The organism is Eikenella exigua (assembly GCF_008805035.1).
Classification (GTDB): Bacteria; Pseudomonadota; Gammaproteobacteria; order Burkholderiales; family Neisseriaceae; genus Eikenella; species Eikenella exigua.
This window is the reverse complement of the sequence record NZ_CP038018.1, coordinates 1,647,243-1,664,427: the sequence shown is the minus strand read 5'-3', so window position 1 is coordinate 1,664,427 and position 17,185 is coordinate 1,647,243. Positions and strand designations below refer to the sequence as shown.

The window sequence follows — 17,185 nt, the reverse complement described above, 5'->3', positions numbered from 1 at the left end:
TGCATGATTTTCAGGTAGCCTCAAGTTACCCACTCACTAAAACCTCTGCCGGAAAATGCTGTCGTGGTGGTTTTCCATACTTCTCTAACTAGGCAATATGATTGCATTAACTTTGCATTTGAAAAATCATATTTGCCGCTTTGTAAGCGGATTGTTTTCAGGTAGGCTTGCAGCTGCCGGCGATATTTAATATAGCAACGATAAGCGGCAATAAATGCGTACTTTACAATCAGACAAGTTAAAGCAGCAACACCTTGCATCAGCAGCATCTTTACCAGTAACTGCCAAAGGAGTCAGCTATGAGTAATATTCACGCACAACGTCTCGCCGCCCTGCGGCAAACCATGCAAGAACAGAAAATTGACGTTTGGATTGTGCCCTCCGCCGACCCACATATTTCCGAATACTTGCCCGAACATTGGTGCGGCCGTGCTTGGTTGTCCGGCTTTGATGGCTCGGTCGGCACGCTGGCCGTGAGCGCTGATTTCGCCGAATTGTGGGTGGACAGCCGTTATTGGGAACAGGCCAAACGCCAGCTCGAAGGCAGCGGTTTCGTATTGCAGAAACTCGGCCAGAGTTACCCCACCATGGTTGAATCGTTGGCTGAGAGGCTACCTGAAAACTCCGTAGTCGGCATTCCGGCAGATGGTTTGTCGCTCTCACTCAAGCACGAAATGCAGGCTGATTTTGCTGCGAAAAACATCTACCTGCGGCTTGATACCGACCTGCTCAATAACTTCTGGCACGACCGCCCCGGCTTGCCGGAAAGTCCTATTTTCGTACACGAAGCCCGATTCTCATCAGAAAGCGTGCCGGAAAAACTCGCCCGTGTGCGTGCTGCAATGAAAGAACTTGGTGCCGACCGTCATTTGGTTTCCTCGCTCGACGACATCGCTTGGATTACCAGTCTGCGCTGCAATGACGTGCCGTTCAACCCCCTGTTTATCTCCTATCTGCTGATTGATGCCGAACGGGCTACCCTGTTTGTGAATCCCACCAAGCTCACTGATGCCTGCCGCAAAGTACTGAACGAAGCCAAAATCGACGTGGCTGAATACCGCAGCGTGGTGGATGCCGTGGGCAAACTCAGTGGCAGCCTCCTAGTCGATCCCGACCGCACCGCCGTTTACACCTTGGGCAAGTTGCCCGACAGTGTGCGTGTAATTAAAGACATCAACCCCAGCACCCTATTTAAAGCCTGCAAGTCTGAAGCCGAAATCGAACACGCCAAACATGCCATGGTGCGTGACGGAGTGGCTTTGTGCGGCTTCTTTGCCGAGCTAGAGCAGAAACTGGCCGCCGGCGAAATCGTTACTGAGCTGGATATCGATACCATGTTAATCGACCACCGCAGCCGTCAGGCCGATTACATTTCGCTCAGCTTTGATACTATTGCCGGCTTCAACGAGAATGCCGCTTTGCCGCACTATGCCGCTACACCCGAGCACTATAGCACCATCACAGGGCAGGGCATCCTGCTGATCGACTCCGGGGCACACTATCTGGACGGTACCACTGATATCACCCGCGTTATCCCTATTGGTTCGCCTACTGCCGAGCAGAAACGTGACTACACCCGCGTGCTAAAAGCACACATTGCCCTAGCCGAAGCAGTGTTCCCGGAAAATCTCTCCGGTCAAGTACTGGATGCCATCTGCCGTGCACCGCTGTGGAAAGAGCAGTGCGACTACGGTCACGGTACCGGCCACGGTGTAGGTTATTTCCTCAACGTGCACCAAGGCCCGCAGAAAATTGCCTACAACACTTCTGGTCTCAAGTGCAACAATATGAAAGAAAACATGATTACCTCTAATGAGCCTGGTTTATACCGTTCGGGCAAATGGGGTATCCGCATTGAAAACCTGGTAGTGCACCGTCGCGTGAAACAGCCGAAGGAAACCGAATTTGGCCAATACCTGTGCTTCGAGCAGCTTACCCTGTGCCCAATTGATACGCAGCTTATCGAACGCAGTATGTTGAGCGACGACGAAGCCGCTTGGCTAAACGACTACCACTCCCTCGTGCGCGAAAAACTGGCCCCGCATACCGAAGGTGCAGCTAAAGCATGGCTGGAGAAGAATACCCAGCCCATTTGATTTTGATGATGTGGTTCAATAACGTGCTGACAAAAGACTACCTGGATTTCAGGTAGTTTTTTTTGCCTTTCAGGCCATATTTTCTGTCTGGAAAGGGGCAATTTCCGTTTCGTGTAAAGAAATTTTTACATAACTTGTTTTTACAAATAATAGACTTACGGTCAGTAGGTTGTTTTTTGTTGCTTTTCAAGCGAAAAATATTTGGCAGTTGTTTGGCAGTTATGCTAATATTTCACTGCGCAGCAAGGGAAAAATTTTAAGAATTGCGCTGTGTTAGCATATAAAGAAATAGAGATGTGAACCGTTTTCATTTAAGCGCACAGAGAATTTAGCACTTATTGTTTGGTTAATAATAAAGCAAAATGCTAAATTTTGTTTAGGTGGAATGCGGAGCAAGATGACTGATTCACAAAACTACACAAAAACACAAAAACACAAAACATAACATACACTCATCACTCCAAATAAAGAGTTTTCCCATTGCTGCCGCTGTGGTTTGGCGGCGGTGTTTTTAAACACATAGGAGTTTGATATGACGTTTTTGAAAGTAGCAGCCAGCCCGTCTGTTCAACAGGGCTTCACCACTGAGTTAGATGTGGTGGACGTGCAAGGTGCCGACCTCGCAGGTATTGGTGCCGTTGTTGCTTCTACTGCTGACGCAGCCAAGGCTGTAGAGCAGGTTGAAGCCACCGGCTTCGGTATTCCGGTATTTGTTGCTCTGCAGCCCGGCGAGAGCGTGCCCGAAAGCCTGTTGACCCGTGTGAACGGCGTGATTCAATTAGGTCGCGGCAATGAAGAATACTATGGCCGCCAAGTGGATACTGCCGTAAATCAATATGGTTCCAAACTTGCCCCTCCTTTTTTCGGTACGCTGAAGCAGTATGTAAATATCGGTAACGCCCAGTTCGACTGCCCCGGACACCAAGGTGGACAGTTCTACCGCAAACACCCTGCCGGCCGCGAATTTTACGAATTCTTCGGTGAAAACGTATTCCGCGCCGACTTGTGCAATGCCGACGTTCGCTTGGGTGATTTGCTGATCCACGAAGGACCTGCTTGTGCAGCTCAGCAATACGCTGCCAAAGTGTTCAATGCTGACAAGACCTACTTCGTTCTGAACGGTACTTCTTCTTCCAATAAAGTGGTGGCCAACGCTCTCTTGGCTAAAGGCGACCTGGTATTGTTCGACCGCAACAACCACAAATCTAACACCATCGGCGCGCTGATTACTGGCGGCGCTATCCCGGTTTACCTGCAAACTACTCGTAACCCCTACGGCTTCATCGGTGGTATTGACAATGCTTGCTTCGAAGAAGCCTACATCCGCGAACAACTGGCTAAAGTTGCTCCGGAGCGTGCTAAAGAAGAACGTCCGTTCCGCTTGGCTATCATTCAGTTGGGTACTTACGACGGTACCATCTACAATGCTCGCCAAGTAGTAGACCGCATTGGTCACTTGTGCGACTACATCCTGTTCGACTCTGCTTGGGTAGGTTACGAGCAATTCATCCCGATGATGCGCGACTGCTCACCGATGCTGCTGGAACTGAACGAAAACGATCCTGGCATCTTCGTTACCCAATCCGTACACAAACAACTGGCCGGCTTCTCTCAAGCTTCTCAGATTCACAAAAAAGACAGCCACATTAAAGGCCAGAAACGCTATTGCAGCCACAAACGCTTCAACAATGCGTTCATGATTCATGCTTCTACCAGCCCGTTCTACCCGATGTTCGCTTCTCTGGACGTGAACGCTCGGGTTTTGGATGGCGAAGTAGGTCGCAACCTGTGGCGCGACTGCGTAACCGTAGGTATTGAAGCTCGTAAGATGCTGCGTGCAAGCTGCAAGCTGATCAAACCATTTATTCCGGAAACCATCGACGGCAAACCGTGGGAATCCTACCCGACTGAAAAGATAGCCAACGACCTGCGTTTCTTCGAATTTGAACCGGGCGCTAAATGGCACTCCTTCCCTGGCTACGGTAAAGGCCAATACTTTGTTGACCCGTGCAAATTCCTGTTGACCACTCCTGGTATCAATGTGGAAACCGGTGAATACGAAGACTTCGGTGTACCTGCTACCATTTTGGCTAACTTCCTGCGCGATAACGGTATCGTTCCGGAAAAATGCGACTTGAACTCCATTCTGTTTCTGATGACCCCGGCCGAAGACCTGGCTAAGATGGAACACTTGGTTGCTCTGATCTCTCGCTTCGAAAAACACATCGAAGCCGACAGCCCGATGAGCGAAGTGGTGCCCACTGTATACGGCCGCAACGCCGAGTACTACAAAGGCTACACCATCCGTCGTCTGTGCCAAGAAATGCACGACTTCTACAAACGCAACAACATGAAACAGTTGCAGAGCGAGATGTTCCGTGCCGACGGCTGGCCGAAACAAGCCATGCTGCCCTACGATGCACAGCAAGCCTTCATCCGCAACGAAGTGAAACTGGTTCGCTTGAGCGAAATCGCTGGTCAAATCGCTGCTGAAGGTGCTCTGCCTTATCCTCCGGGCGTACTGTGTACTATCCCGGGCGAAGTTTGGGGTGGTGCAGTGCAGAAATACTTCCTGGCTCTCGAAGAAGGCATCAACTGCTTGCCTGGTTTCGAACCTGAGCTGCAAGGTGTATATCTGCAGACCGTGGAAGACGGCAGCCGCCGTGCTTTCGGTCATGTAGTGGTTAAAGGCTAATAAGCCGTATCAGGCTACCTGAAACGGTTTCGGGTAGCCTTTGTTAGATAAATTTGATTGCGCGGCAGCGCAGGCTTCGCCAGAATATTGGCTAAACCCGCCTGCTGCATTAAGAAGGATTAAGTATATGTCAACCTCTCAAAACAAGATGGGCGTGGTGCAACTGACCATTCTCACCATGGTAAATATGATGGGCTCAGGCATCATCCTGTTGCCGGCCAAATTGGCTCAGGTTGGTACGATTTCTATTTTATCGTGGCTAGTTACCGCTGGTGGCTCTTTGGCCTTGGCTTACGCGTTCGCTAAGTGTGGCCGCTTCAGTAAAAATACTGGTGGTATGGGTGGTTATGCCGAGTATGCCTTCGGTAGATCCGGTAACTTTATTGCCAACTACACCTACGCCGTTTCTCTTGTAATTGCCAACATCGCTATTGCTATTACCGCAGTAGGCTACCTTGCCCAGTTGATGGAATGGCAGCTTTCTCCGCAGCAAGTAGCCATGTGGACCATTATCTTCGTATGGGTAACCACGGTTGCTAACTTCGGCGGCGCATCCATCACCGGACGCATCGGCAGCTTCACCGTGTGGGGCGTGGTGATTCCGGTGGTTGGTATTTCCATTATCGGCTGGTTCTGGTTTGATGGCGCTAAATATGCTGCCGCTTGGAACCCGCATAACTACGGTGTGTTTGAAGCACTGCCGAAATCCATCTCAATCACTCTGTGGTCATTCCTTGGCTTGGAATCTGCTTGTGCAAACTCCGATGCTGTAGAAAACCCCGAGAAAAACGTACCGATCGCTGTATTGGGTGGTACCATGATGACTGCGGTAATCTACATTGTTTCTACCAACGTAGTAGCTGGTATTGTAGACAATTCTACTTTGGCTGCCTCTGATGGTCCGTTCGGTTTGGTATTTGCCCAAATCTTTAATCCGACTATCGGTAAAGTGGTAATGGGTTTGATGGTGCTGGCTTGTACTGGTTCCCTGTTGGGTTGGCAGTTCACTGTGGCTCAAGTGTTCAAATCCAGTGCTGACCAAGGTTACTTCCCCAAAGCGTTCAGCTCTGTTACCAAATCTAACACTCCGTTGGTAGGTATGATCATCCTGTGCGTGGTTCAAACCCTGCTCTCCCTGATGACCATAAGCCCGAGCTTGAGTGAGCAGTTCGACGTATTGGTGAACTTGGCTGTAGTAACCAACCTCGTGCCCTACGTACTGTCTATGTCTGCCCTGTATGTAATGCAGAAAGTCAGCAACGTGCCGGCTGGTGAATTGAAAGTAACCACTTTCGTTGCCTTGGTTGGCAATATATACAGTTTCTATGCCCTGTATGGTTCAGGCGCAGACGCCATGCTCGGTGGTGGTTTGGTAACTTTCTTCGGCTGGCTGATCTACGGTCAGGTTGCTGGTAAGAAATTCGACCTGAAAGAGCCGTATTAGTCGGTTATAGCAAACCGGTCTGAATACAGTTTAGACAAACCTGCTAAAAGCAGCCCCCGAATTCTAAATAGAGGAGAGTTCGGGGGCTGCGCTTTTTCAGGTAGCCATTCCGAATCTGTTACAATACATCCCCTGAATTTAACGCATTAAACAAGACAATAATTATGGAAGCCGAACGCATCAACCTGCTCAACAACACCCTCGCCGATTTAGAAAAACGCAGTGGCGAAATTCGCGTGTATCTCGAGTACGACGGCAAAAAAGACCGGCTGGAAGAAGTGGTCGGCCTATCCGAAGATCCCGAGCTTTGGAACGATCCCAAACGCGCCCAAGAAATCGGCAAAGAGCGCAAAGTGCTCGAAGGCATTGTGCTCACGCTCGACAATATCGCCAGCGGCATCGACGACAACCGCCTACTCATCGATATGGCGCTGGAAGAGGGCGATGAAGACAGCTTCGCTGCTATTGAGGAAGACGTAGCTGAGTTGGAAAAACAAATGGCCGAGCTCGAATTCAAGCGCATGTTCAGCCAGCCTGCCGACGTGAACAACTGCTTTATCGACATCACGGCCGGCGCCGGCGGCACCGAAGCCGAAGATTGGGCCGGCATGCTCCTGCGCATGTATGTGCGCTATGGCGAGCGCAAAGGCTTCAAAGTGGAAATCATGGAGCAGGACGACGGCGAAATCGCCGGTATCAATCGCGCCACCATCCGCCTGGAGGGCGAATACGCCTATGGTCTGCTGCGCACCGAAACCGGTGTGCACCGCCTGGTGCGCCACTCGCCATTCGACTCCAACAACAAACGCCACACCTCCTTTGCCTCCGTATTCGTCTACCCCGAAGTGGACGACAGCTTCGAAGTGGAAATCAACCCGGCAGACGTGCGCACCGATACCTACCGCGCATCCGGTGCCGGCGGCCAGCACATCAACAAAACCGACTCCGCCGTGCGCATGACGCATATTCCCACCGGCATCGTGGTGCAGTCGCAAAACAGCCGCTCGCAGCACGACAACCGCCGCGTGTGCGAAGAAATGCTGCGTGCCAAGCTGTTTGAGTTGGAAATGCGTAAGCGCAACGAGGAAAAACAGGCGCTGGAAGAAGGTAAATCAGACGTGGGCTGGGGCAGCCAAATCCGCTCTTATGTGCTCGATTCCTCTCGCATCAAAGACTTGCGCACCAGCTACGAAACCGGTAACACCAAAGCTGTGCTCGACGGCGATTTGGACGACTTCATCGAAGCTAGCTTGAAACAGGGCATGTGATTGCCGCCTAAGTGATTTGAATGCAGAAAGGCCACCTGAAAGTGTGATGAGGGTTTCAGGTAGCCTCAAACGTTTAACTCAAGGGGCAATATGATGACTAAACGACAGCGTGAATACACATTTCGCCTAAGCCAGCCTTACTCAGCGGGTGCAACTTTTGGCGGTATTGGTGTGCCTGAGCCAATTATTGAGTTGGCTGGTGGGAATGGTTTTGTTGAAGGCGTTGGGTTGGCTGGAATTGTCGACAGGGGAACTCGGCAACTTGGCAGGGTGGCAGTGTCTGGAACTTGGGTGTTGGTTGGTTTGCTGCTGTGTTCGGGTTTGGTGTTTTTGTGCTGGCTGTACCGGGCGGCCTGTAATGTGCGGGCTTTGGGGGCGCAGGGAATGCAGGTGAGCCCGGCTTGGGCGGTTAGCTTAGCTGTTTGGCCGCTTCAATGGCGTAATAGGTGAGAATGCCGTCTGCGCCGGTGCGTTTAAAGGCGAGCAGGCTTTCGATGATAACTTTGTTGCCGTCAAGCCAGCCGTTTTTGATGGCGGCTTGGAGCATGGTGTATTCGCTGGATATTTGGTAGGCATAGGAGAGTACGCCGAATTGGTCTTTCATGCAGCGGATGGCATTGAGATAGGGCAGGCTAGGCTTCACCATCACCATGTCTGGTCAAATGCGATTTCGTGCAAGGCTTTGTTGCTGTTGGCGGGACCCATTTGATAAGTGCGTTTGTCAGCCTTGCCTAAGTTGGCGGAACTGCCCACTGCATCGCGGAACGGACCGTAGAAGGTGGAAGCATAATTTAGCAGAATAGGCCATCAGTCGGGTATGGATGTGGCCGGCATCTTCCAAGGCTTCGTGGATGGCGCGTGGATGGAGCCAATACGACCGTCCATCATATCGGAGGGGCAACCACTTGTACGCCGGCTTCAGCGTGGCATATGCTTATTTAATCAGCACTTCTATGGTTTCATCATTATAATACATACGTAGCCATTTTCATCAATCAAGCTGTCTTGGCCGTGACTGGTGTAGGGGTCGAGTGCTACATCAGTCATCATGCCCAACTCGGGAGAGCGGTCGCGCAAGGCGCGTACGGTGTGCGGTACGATGCTTCTGAGTTGTAGGCTTCGCTGGCAGTTAGGTCTTTATGCGGCACTGAAGCAGGAAATAAGGTCAGCATGGGAATGCCCAGTTCGCAAGCTTGCTCAGCTTGGTGCAGCAGGTTATCCAAGGTTTGCCGCTCAATGTCGGGCATGGAAGGAATGGGCTCGTTGCCAGAGCATTGCTCCAGCACGAATACAGGGTAGATTAAGTGAGGGGATGCTTACCGCATCGGGCAACGAGAAAAATCATCTCTACGCATCCGGCGTGGGCGGATGAAGGGAACTTGGCAGGGCGGGAAATTCATACTGGAAACCTATGGGATGTTTTTAACGGCGTATATTCTATGTCGTTTAACTAGAAAAGGGGATGGATGAGAATGGTGGCAGATGTGGTACGCAATTTTCCGCTAATGAAACTTCTTCCGTCTTAGTGATTTAGTTTTTGTTTGTGGATATTTTGTTTTCCGGTATTTGACAAAATATTTTGGTAGGCGTATAGTCCGCATCTTCGCTGTTCCTTACGGCACGGTTTTGTTGTCGGTTTTACGGTTCAGCAGCTCTTTAACAATCAGATTACCGATAAGTGTGGGTGTTTTACACCTGCACTGTTGAGAAGAAGACAAGACGATGTTTAACATTGTTCTGTCGATTTCTTTGAAGCAGACCAGAAGTATTAAGTTAGAGATTGAACATAAGAGTTTGATCCTGGCTCAGATTGAACGCTGGCGGCATGCTTTACACATGCAAGTCGAACGGCAGCGGGGTAGTGCTTGCACTACTGCCGGCGAGTGGCGAACGGGTGAGTAATATATCGGAACGTACCGAGTAATGGGGGATAACCAATCGAAAGATTGGCTAATACCGCATACGTCCTGAGGGAGAAAGCGGGGGATCGCAAGACCTCGCGTTATTCGAGCGGCCGATAACTGATTAGCTAGTTGGTGGGGTAAAGGCCTACCAAGGCGACGATCAGTAGCGGGTCTGAGAGGACGATCCGCCACACTGGGACTGAGACACGGCCCAGACTCCTACGGGAGGCAGCAGTGGGGAATTTTGGACAATGGGGGCAACCCTGATCCAGCCATGCCGCGTGTATGAAGAAGGCCTTCGGGTTGTAAAGTACTTTTGTTCGGGAAGAAAAGGAGGGTGCTAATACCACCCTTTGCTGACGGTACCGAAAGAATAAGCACCGGCTAACTACGTGCCAGCAGCCGCGGTAATACGTAGGGTGCGAGCGTTAATCGGAATTACTGGGCGTAAAGCGAGCGCAGATGGTTATTTAAGCAGGATGTGAAATCCCCGGGCTCAACCTGGGAACTGCGTTCTGAACTGGATAGCTAGAGTGTGTCAGAGGGGGGTAGAATTCCACGTGTAGCAGTGAAATGCGTAGAGATGTGGAGGAATACCGATGGCGAAGGCAGCCCCCTGGGATAACACTGACGTTCATGCTCGAAAGCGTGGGTAGCAAACAGGATTAGATACCCTGGTAGTCCACGCCCTAAACGATGTCGATTAGCTGTTGGGCAACTTGATTGCTTAGTAGCGTAGCTAACGCGTGAAATCGACCGCCTGGGGAGTACGGTCGCAAGATTAAAACTCAAAGGAATTGACGGGGACCCGCACAAGCGGTGGATGATGTGGATTAATTCGATGCAACGCGAAGAACCTTACCTGGTTTTGACATGTACGGAACCCTTTAGAGATAGAGGGGTGCCTTCGGGAGCCGTAACACAGGTGCTGCATGGCTGTCGTCAGCTCGTGTCGTGAGATGTTGGGTTAAGTCCCGCAACGAGCGCAACCCTTGTCATTAGTTGCCATCATTTAGTTGGGCACTCTAATGAGACTGCCGGTGACAAACCGGAGGAAGGTGGGGATGACGTCAAGTCCTCATGGCCCTTATGACCAGGGCTTCACACGTCATACAATGGTCGGTACAGAGGGTAGCCAAGCCGCGAGGCGGAGCCAATCCCAGAAAACCGATCGTAGTCCGGATTGCACTCTGCAACTCGAGTGCATGAAGTCGGAATCGCTAGTAATCGCAGGTCAGCATACTGCGGTGAATACGTTCCCGGGTCTTGTACACACCGCCCGTCACACCATGGGAGTGGGGGATACCAGAAGCAGGTAGGGTAACCGCAAGGAGCTCGCTTGCCACGGTATGCTTCATGACTGGGGTGAAGTCGTAACAAGGTAGCCGTAGGGGAACCTGCGGCTGGATCACCTCCTTTCTAGAGAAAAAGTAGGGGTAGAGCATCCACACCTATCGGTAATCGGATACAGATGCGAAGAGAATGTTGGGTTTGTAGCTCAGCTGGTTAGAGCACACGCTTGATAAGCGTGGGGTCGGAGGTTCAAGTCCTCCCAGACCCACCAGTAGGCGTAGAGTGGAGCAGATCCGCCCAGGTACTGGGGGCATAGCTCAGTTGGTAGAGCACCTGCTTTGCAAGCAGGGGGTCATCGGTTCGATCCCGTTTGCCTCCACCACACAATACTTTCCAAATAAAAGTATGCTAAATATGCGAGCAAGCTGTTACATGTTGCAGTTTTGAGCGGTAGTTTATTTTTATTTGCGAAGTCAAAACGCATCGATCTTTAACAAATTGGCAAGCCGAAATCAACAAACAAACGAAGTAAGGCTTATCCTAAAGATAAGTCATACAGAAATTTGGGTGATGATTGTATCGACCGAATCCTGAAACGCAAAAGGCAGGGTTCGGACACAACAAGCAGTAAGCTTTATCAGAGTGGAGGCCTTAAGCCCCAGCTGTAGTCAACGCAGCGCGGGCGAAGTCAAAGAGGCGCTTCAAATGATAGAGTCAAGTGAATAAGTGCATCAGGTGGATGCCTTGGCGATGATAGGCGACGAAGGACGTGTAAGCCTGCGAAAAGCATCGGGGAGCTGGCAATAGAGCTTTGATCCGGTGATGTCCGAATGGGGGAACCCACACAGCAATGTGTATCCTAAGCTGAATATATAAGCTTAGAGAAGCGAACCCGGAGAACTGAACCATCTAAGTACCCGGAGGAAAAGAAATCAACCGAGATTCCGCAAGTAGTGGCGAGCGAACGCGGAGCAGCCTGTATGTGATAGCCGTCGGGATAGGAGAAGGAATTGGAAACTTCCGCCATAGTGGGTGATAGCCCTGTATCCGAAATTCCGGCAGTGGTACTAAGCATATGACAAGTAGGGCGGGACACGAGAAATCCTGTCTGAAGATGGGGGGACCATCCTCCAAGGCTAAATACTCATCATCGACCGATAGTGAACCAGTACCGTGAGGGAAAGGCGAAAAGAACCCCGGGAGGGGAGTGAAATAGAACCTGAAACCTGATGCATACAAACAGTGGGAGCACTTTATTGTGTGACTGCGTACCTTTTGTATAATGGGTCAACGACTTACATTCAGTAGCGAGCTTAACCGGATAGGGGAGGCGTAGGGAAACCGAGTCTTAATAGGGCGTCATAGTTGCTGGGTGTAGACCCGAAACCGAGTGATCTATCCATGGCCAGGTTGAAGGTGCCGTAACAGGTACTGGAGGACCGAACCCACGCATGTTGCAAAATGCGGGGATGAGCTGTGGATAGGGGTGAAAGGCTAAACAAACTCGGAGATAGCTGGTTCTCCCCGAAAACTATTTAGGTAGTGCCTCATGTATCACTTCCGGGGGTAAAGCACTGTTATGGCTAGGGGGTCATTGCGACTTACCAACCCATGGCAAACTCAGAATACCGGAAAGTGCAATCATGGGAGACAGACAGCGGGTGCTAACGTCCGTTGTCGAAAGGGAAACAACCCAGACCGCCAGCTAAGGTCCCAAATGATAGATTAAGTGGTAAACGAAGTGGGAAGGCTTAGACAGCCAGGATGTTGGCTTAGAAGCAGCCATCATTTAAAGAAAGCGTAACAGCTCACTGGTCGAGTCATCCTGCGCGGAAGATGTAACGGGGCTCAAATCTATAACCGAAGCTGCGGATGCATGCTTCATTAAAACAGCTTGCCGGAGCAAAGTGACGGAAAGCGCCCATCAAAGTCGAGTATGGTAGATGGGGTTAGCTGTTTTAATGAAGCGTGCATGGTAGGGGAGCGTTCTGTAGGCCTGAGAAGGCGTTTCGTAAGGAATGCTGGAGGTATCAGAAGTGCGAATGTTGACATGAGTAGCGATAAAGCGGGTGAAAAGCCCGCTCGCCGAAAGCCCAAGGTTTCCTGCGCAACGTTCATCGGCGCAGGGTGAGTCGGCCCCTAAGGCGAGGCAGAGATGCGTAGTCGATGGGAAACGGGTTAATATTCCCGTACTTGATTTAAGTGCGATGTGGGGACGGAGAAGGTTAGGTCAGCAAACTGTTGGAATAGTTTGTTCAAGCTAGTAGGTGGAAGAATTAGGCAAATCCGGTTCTTCATAACACCGAGAAGCGATAACGAGTATCTACGGATACGAAGTGACTGATACCACGCTTCCAGGAAAAGCCACTAAGCTCCAGCTTAAATCGAACCGTACCGCAAACCGACACAGGTGGGCAGGATGAGAATTCTAAGGCGCTTGAGAGAACTCGGGAGAAGGAACTCGGCAAATTGATACCGTAACTTCGGGAGAAGGTATGCCCTCTGAGGTGAAGGATTTACTCCGTAAGCTTTGGAGGGTCGCAGAGAATCGGTGGCTGCGACTGTTTATTAAAAACACAGCACTCTGCAAACACGAAAGTGGACGTATAGGGTGTGACGCCTGCCCGGTGCTGGAAGGTTAATTGAAGATGTGAGAGCATCGGATCGAAGCCCCAGTAAACGGCGGCCGTAACTATAACGGTCCTAAGGTAGCGAAATTCCTTGTCGGGTAAGTTCCGACCCGCACGAATGGCGTAACGATGGCCACACTGTCTCCTCCCGAGACTCAGCGAAGTTGAAGTGGTTGTGAAGATGCAATCTACCCGCTGCTAGACGGAAAGACCCCGTGAACCTTTACTGTAGCTTTGCATTGGACTTTGAAGTCACTTGTGTAGGATAGGTGGGAGGCTTAGAAGCAGAGGCGCTAGTTTCTGTGGAGCCGTCCTTGAAATACCACCCTGGTGACTTTGAGGTTCTAACCCAGGTCCGTAAACCGGATCGGGGACCGTGCATGGTAGGCAGTTTGACTGGGGCGGTCTCCTCCCAAAGAGTAACGGAGGAGTTCGAAGGTTATCTAGGTCCGGTCGGAAATCGGACTGATAGTGCAATGGCAAAAGGTAGCTTAACTGCGAGACCGACAAGTCGAGCAGGTGCGAAAGCAGGACATAGTGATCCGGTGGTTCTGAATGGAAGGGCCATCGCTCAACGGATAAAAGGTACTCCGGGGATAACAGGCTGATTCCGCCCAAGAGTTCATATCGACGGCGGAGTTTGGCACCTCGATGTCGGCTCATCACATCCTGGGGCTGTAGTCGGTCCCAAGGGTATGGCTGTTCGCCATTTAAAGTGGTACGTGAGCTGGGTTTAAAACGTCGTGAGACAGTTTGGTCCCTATCTGCAGTGGGCGTTGGAAGTTTGACAGGGGCTGCTCCTAGTACGAGAGGACCGGAGTGGACGAACCTCTGGTGTACCGGTTGTCACGCCAGTGGCATCGCCGGGTAGCTAAGTTCGGGAAGGATAAGCGCTGAAAGCATCTAAGCGCGAAACCTGCCTGGAGATGAGACTTCCCTTGCGGTATAACCGCGCTGAAGAGTCGTTCTAGACCAGGACGTTGATAGGTGGGGTGTGGAAGCGCGGCAACGCGTGCAGCTAACCCATACTAATTGCTCGTGAGGCTTGGCTCTATCATTTGAAGTGCTTTGCGGTGTGGAGACACCGGGAAGGGCACTCATAGAGAATAAAGCTTACTGGAATCGATACACATTACCCGATTGTTTGGTTAGTATAGCCGGACAGGACAGTTTGATTTGATTGGCCGGAGTGGACGCTACCGGCGGCTTGACGATTTGTACAGTTTAAGTTTGGCGGCCATAGCGGTTTGGTCCCACGCCTTCCCATCCCGAACAGGGCCGTGAAACGAACCAGCGCCGATGATAGTGCGGATACCCGTGCGAAAGTAGGACACTGCCAAACACCTATTTACGACACCCGCCTGATGGCGGGTGTTGTGCTTTGTGGGAGTATGATGAAAGGAATGGATGGAAATCCGGGATAGCGGTACAGTGTGAGTTGGAAAAGGAAGTGGGGATAAAGAAACGAGAGAGAAGAGGAGATGAAGAAATGGGTGAGGAATGGAACGAGGAAAGGAGAGAGGCTAGCTGAATGTTTCAGACAGCCTCTTCCTCAGACCGGGCAAGACTATTTATTTGCTAGCTTATCTGCCGGTGCGGCGATGGCTTTTCCCGGGGAGATGCCGGCAGGAGGAAGGGAGGCGTTGCCGGCATTGCGATCCATGCGGATATCGCCAGTGTAAACGGCTCCATCTTCCACTTGTAGGGATTGGGTGCGGATGTTGCCAGTTACGCGAGCGTTGGGCTTGAGGTGTAGTTTTTTCACTTCAATCAGACCTTCGGTTTTGCCGAACACGATCAGATCGCTGCCGCGGATGTCGCCATTCACCGCGCCTTTGTCGCCAACGATGACGGTGCCGCCGGCTTGCACATTGCCTTGGATTTGGCCGTCGATTTTCACCGATTGCTGGCTCAGGATGTCGCCCTGAATCCGGCATTGTGCGCCGATGATGGTGTCGATGGCGCTGGTGGAGTTGCTGGGTTGGGAACGGTCTTTTTTATCTTTAAACATGGTTGTTTCTCCGCGGATTGAATTGAAATGGAGTGCCGCGCGTGTTTATTTTGCGAGGCTGAGGAAAGTGGCGGGATCGTGCGGCTCGTTGTTGAGGCGCACTTCGTAGTGCAGATGCGGGCCGGTGGAGCGGCCGGTGGAGCCGATTTTGCCGATGAGGTCGCCGGCTTTAACAGTTTGGCCGGGTTGCACGCCGATGTGCGATAAATGTCCATACACAGTGCTGTAGCCGTAGCCGTGGCGCACTTTCACCACTTGGCCGTAGCCGTTCATGGTGCCGGCAAATTCCACTGTGCCGTTGGCAGTAACGCGTACGGGGTCGCCAATGTTGCCGCGAAAATCTAGGCCATGATGAAACTCGCTGCCTTTGCCGCTAAACGGGTTGTGCCTGGGGCCGAAGCCGGAGGAGATTCCGCCTTGAGCGGGGCGGCCAAGTGGTACATTGTTGGCTACTTTGAGTAGATTTTCAATAGTTTGGCTGAATTCTGGCGTGTCGGCTGGCGGTAGGATGTTGCGCGGGCCGCCGGCTTGGTGGATGGGCTTGCCTTCTTCGGAAGCGGTAGCTGGTTTTGGGGTGGGTACGTTCGCACCTCGCTGACGTAGGTAGTTTTGCAGATCGGCCACGGCTTTTTCGGATTGGGCGAGCTGATTGAGTTTGGCGCTAACCTCAGCGGAACGCGCTTCTTTCAAGTCTTCGATTTGCTGGCTGAGTGCTTGAGTTTGCTGTTGTTGTTGCGCAAAGCGGTTGTAGCTTTGGTAGTGGTGCCAACCCAACGCCAACAGAGCAGCCAAGAGCGTCACCGTGGCCACGGAAAGGCCGATGACGGTGGGCTTGATAGCGCGCAGCCGTGATTCAGCGATCACGAAAGTTTCGGTGCGGTGTTCGTCCAACACCATCACCGTAACGAGTTTCTTTTGCTTATCCATTGATTTGAATGGTAAATGAGTTGTTACTCAAAATTGGCATTGTATTACAAAATGCTATTGTTTGGCAAAAGCAAATCTATCATTTGGCGGGCTGTTTCTGGTTTGGCAGTAACCTGCTTTCAGGTAGCCTCAGCCTATTCATGGCCTACCTTGCCTGTTTCGCTATACAATCAGCCACTGCATACAGGAAAGCAAATGGGCAATTTTTTTCACACCATGCGGCGGATGCGGCAGGAAAAACAGCAGCTCGACCGCAACATAATGCGTATTTCGTTTAGCCTGCCCGTATTTTGGCTATTCGGCATGCTGCTGGCCGTTGCGTTAGGCATGGGCGCATTGGTAACTTCGGCTGAGTTGAGCAAGCGGCAGCGGCATTTGAACGTAGCCGTGGCTTATACGCATCATGCCACCGCTGAGCTGCAGCGGCGCCAATGGTATGACGATGACGACAACCTCCACGTGGCCGGCAGCATCCGCATCGCCGAAGGAAAACAGCTCAATTTGGATTGCCGCAACCTGGCCGACCCGTTGTGCCAATATGACGAAAACGTTTGGCAGCGTGAAGAAAAGCTGACTGTACAAAGCCTTATCCAGGCCCATTGGTTGAGCTACCATGTGATTACCGAGCTCGCCTACACCAAAGACGGCAGCGAGCGGCACTACCGCGCCGCCTTCAGCCCGCAGGAAGAAACCGAAAACTGGCGGCTGTATGCCCGCCTTTGGACACGCGCCGCCACAGTAGCCGGAGCAGGCTGGCTTTGGCTCAGCATTGCTTGGTATCGGCGCGCCAGGCGGCGCAGGAAGGCTCGGCAAAAGGCTACCTGAAACCTATTTCTTGTTTCAGGTAGCCTTTTTCAGGTAGCCTGCCCTGCCGCCTTTCTTTTAAAATACAACATTCCGCTTTTTCATTGTTTTTC

General features: G+C 51.6%; 8 protein-coding genes, 2 tRNA genes, 3 rRNA genes and 2 pseudogenes. 10 read left to right on the top strand and 5 right to left on the bottom strand.

The features are described 5' to 3' along the window. Nucleotides 1-20 precede the first annotated feature (20 nt). Entirely contained in the window at nucleotides 21-269 is a 249-nt protein-coding gene (locus tag EZJ17_RS08560) for a hypothetical protein (RefSeq protein WP_151086412.1), read from the bottom strand. Between the two features lie 30 nt (nucleotides 270-299). On the opposite strand from EZJ17_RS08560, the gene EZJ17_RS08555 reads away from it, so the two are divergent. The 4 genes from EZJ17_RS08555 to prfB all read left to right on the top strand — a co-directional run bounded on the left by EZJ17_RS08555 (nucleotide 300) and on the right by prfB (nucleotide 7,503). Further along, a complete protein-coding gene (locus EZJ17_RS08555; RefSeq protein WP_067440259.1) occupies nucleotides 300-2,096 on the top strand; it encodes an aminopeptidase P family protein in 1,797 nt (598 codons plus the stop codon). Nucleotides 2,097-2,628: 532 nt separating this feature from the next. Then, nucleotides 2,629-4,791 (top strand): ornithine decarboxylase, encoded by a 2,163-nt coding sequence (locus EZJ17_RS08550; RefSeq protein WP_067440262.1) that lies wholly within the window; start codon nucleotides 2,629-2,631, stop codon nucleotides 4,789-4,791. A gap of 127 nt (nucleotides 4,792-4,918) precedes the next feature. Continuing rightward, a complete protein-coding gene (potE, locus tag EZJ17_RS08545; protein ID WP_067440264.1) occupies nucleotides 4,919-6,235 on the top strand; it encodes a putrescine-ornithine antiporter in 1,317 nt (438 codons plus the stop codon). Nucleotides 6,236-6,399: 164 nt separating this feature from the next. After that, on the top strand, nucleotides 6,400-7,503 hold the full coding sequence (prfB, locus tag EZJ17_RS08540; protein WP_067440267.1) for a peptide chain release factor 2: 1,104 nt from the start codon (nucleotides 6,400-6,402) through the stop codon (nucleotides 7,501-7,503). 409 nt (nucleotides 7,504-7,912) lie between these two features. Here prfB and EZJ17_RS10670 read toward each other — a convergent pair. Beyond that, nucleotides 7,913-8,256: pseudogene (locus EZJ17_RS10670) on the bottom strand (hypothetical protein). A 198-nt stretch (nucleotides 8,257-8,454) separates the two neighbouring features. Next, nucleotides 8,455-8,750 (bottom strand): annotated as a pseudogene (locus EZJ17_RS10665) (hypothetical protein). Between the two features lie 535 nt (nucleotides 8,751-9,285). On the opposite strand from EZJ17_RS10665, the gene EZJ17_RS08525 reads away from it, so the two are divergent. The 5 genes from EZJ17_RS08525 to rrf all read left to right on the top strand — a co-directional run bounded on the left by EZJ17_RS08525 (nucleotide 9,286) and on the right by rrf (nucleotide 14,672). Then, a 16S ribosomal RNA gene (locus EZJ17_RS08525) occupies nucleotides 9,286-10,826 on the top strand. Between the two features lie 68 nt (nucleotides 10,827-10,894). Continuing rightward, a tRNA-Ile gene (locus EZJ17_RS08520) sits at nucleotides 10,895-10,971 on the top strand. Nucleotides 10,972-11,006: 35 nt separating this feature from the next. Further along, nucleotides 11,007-11,082: transfer RNA gene (locus EZJ17_RS08515), tRNA-Ala, on the top strand. A gap of 330 nt (nucleotides 11,083-11,412) precedes the next feature. Continuing rightward, a 23S ribosomal RNA gene (locus tag EZJ17_RS08510) occupies nucleotides 11,413-14,383 on the top strand. 176 nt (nucleotides 14,384-14,559) lie between these two features. Continuing rightward, nucleotides 14,560-14,672, top strand: a 5S ribosomal RNA gene (gene rrf / locus EZJ17_RS08505). Together the 16S, 23S and 5S rRNA genes with 2 tRNA genes alongside form the textbook arrangement of a ribosomal RNA operon. Nucleotides 14,673-14,897: 225 nt before the next feature. Here rrf and EZJ17_RS08500 read toward each other — a convergent pair. Then, nucleotides 14,898-15,341, bottom strand: a complete 444-nt coding sequence (locus tag EZJ17_RS08500; protein ID WP_067441735.1) for a bactofilin family protein — start codon at nucleotides 15,339-15,341, stop codon at nucleotides 14,898-14,900. 45 nt (nucleotides 15,342-15,386) lie between these two features. After that, nucleotides 15,387-16,268, bottom strand: a complete 882-nt coding sequence (locus EZJ17_RS08495; RefSeq protein ID WP_067441738.1) for a M23 family metallopeptidase — start codon at nucleotides 16,266-16,268, stop codon at nucleotides 15,387-15,389. A gap of 195 nt (nucleotides 16,269-16,463) precedes the next feature. Between EZJ17_RS08495 and EZJ17_RS08490 the strand changes: the two genes are divergently transcribed. Then, the gene (locus EZJ17_RS08490) at nucleotides 16,464-17,093 is read left to right on the top strand and encodes a hypothetical protein (RefSeq protein WP_067441741.1); all 630 of its coding nucleotides are present in this window, start codon (nucleotides 16,464-16,466) and stop codon (nucleotides 17,091-17,093) included. The last annotated feature ends 92 nt before the right edge of the window (nucleotides 17,094-17,185 follow it).